The organism is Oleiphilus sp. HI0043, from assembly GCF_001634935.1.
In genome coordinates this window covers 1-1506 of record NZ_LWEY01001291.1, presented here as the reverse complement: position 1 = coordinate 1506, position 1506 = coordinate 1, and the positions used below count along the sequence as shown (strand labels likewise).

Sequence of the window (1506 nt, the reverse complement as noted above, 5' to 3'; positions counted from 1 at the left end):
TTCGTCTTTAAATCCTACATAGACGGCACTGGCACCACTATCTACCGCTTTTTTAAAGGCTGGTAAACTGCCAGCCGGACAGACCAAATCCATAAAGAAATACTCGAAATAATACGTCTGACCATTGTGAAGAATCCCCCGGCTAGTCACTATCCCTATTGGTGGGTATTTTATGTACCAACTTGCCGGGATATAGTTTCCTTTAATATCTGTTCGCTAATCTCGTTTTAAGGAGCGAAGCTACAATGCTATTGTCGAGCCCGAGAACTCTGCTTCCAAAATTACCTTTGACTTTGGTCAAACCTGTTCGCCATATGCCTTTTGGCCTGCAAAGTTTAGTGCTAAAAAGAGTGCTGAAAGCGGCCTTTAAGTCAGCCTTGGATCAAGGTGACATGGATTTTCTTAAACAGCGTTGGCTAAAAATCGAGATTAGCGATGCGGATATCAATTGGTTCTTTAGTTGTGGTCCTCGAAACGAGATATTAATGCAGAAGGATGCGCAGACGGACGTTTGTATTCGCGGTAGTTTGCGTAGCTTTATTTTGCTCGCGGCCCAAAAAGAAGACCCGGATACGCTGTTCTTCCAGCGTGACTTGGTGATTGAGGGTGACACTGATCTGGGTCTTGAGATCAAAAACCTGATGGATAGCCTGGATCTCGATGACTTGCCACCAGAGCTGCTATTTGCCGTAAGAAGTGCTGCAGAGTATGTGACAGTATTTAGCTAAATACTCTTACTCCAATAGCGCCCGTCCGCTTAGGAGGTAATCCATTGTTTTGGGTATATAAGCTTCCACCAAGCTTCCACCAAGCTTTCCTAACGACTAGAATCCCCCTATCTATCGTTAAAGGCCAGATTTGATGAATCGTAAAAAGAAGCTGAACTCCATCCTCAAGAAAAAACTTAAGAAGGCAAATGCCAAACTGGCGCCTAAGAAGAATGATAAACCTCGCTATATATCCAAAGCAGAACGGGCTGTAATGGAAGAAGAAAACACCTTAACTGAGATCAAAAACGACTAATAGATTGTCGGCTTATAGCCTTTTCTTGGGTGGCCGTGTACCTTCCAAAAAATTAATCTTTTTCATCTTATAAAAAAGTGACAAAAGTCTCACTTCGATCCATATTGTTAGCAGCTAGCATTTTGTACTTAGCCTAAGAGATGTACCGCAGCGATGAATACACCCGCACCACGAGCTTATATTCGCCACCCGTCCAAGGTTGGTATACAGGTTACGCCTTTGAGTACGCGCGAGCAGCTCAATCTGGAGATTAATAATATCAGCCAGGGTGGTCTGTCTTTTGATTCCAATGTTTCATTTTTCAAAGATACTGTGGTGAAGCTGAAAATACCTTCGGTTAAGCCGGTATTTAAGGTCAATGCAATTATTCGTTGGTGCCGAGAGCAAAGTGACAAGCAAGGCAGCCCATACGAGCTGGGCGTAGAGTTTCTCGACAATGATGACGCCTTTAAAGTTCGTATGATCGAACAGGTATGTCATATT

At 43.4% G+C, this 1506-nt stretch carries 3 protein-coding genes; all 3 read left to right on the top strand.

All coding sequences use genetic code 11. The features are described 5' to 3' along the window. Window positions 1–245 precede the first annotated feature (245 nt). A complete protein-coding gene (locus A3729_RS16860) occupies window positions 246–728 on the top strand; it encodes an SCP2 domain-containing protein (protein WP_068506978.1) in 483 nt (160 codons plus the stop codon). Between the two features lie 133 nt (window positions 729–861). Then, window positions 862–1023, top strand: a complete 162-nt coding sequence (locus A3729_RS30960; protein ID WP_082865452.1) for a DUF2986 domain-containing protein — start codon at window positions 862–864, stop codon at window positions 1021–1023. Window positions 1024–1176: 153 nt separating this feature from the next. Beyond that, the coding region (locus A3729_RS16855; protein WP_068634103.1) for a PilZ domain-containing protein at window positions 1177–1506 on the top strand (330 nt) is incomplete at its 3' end.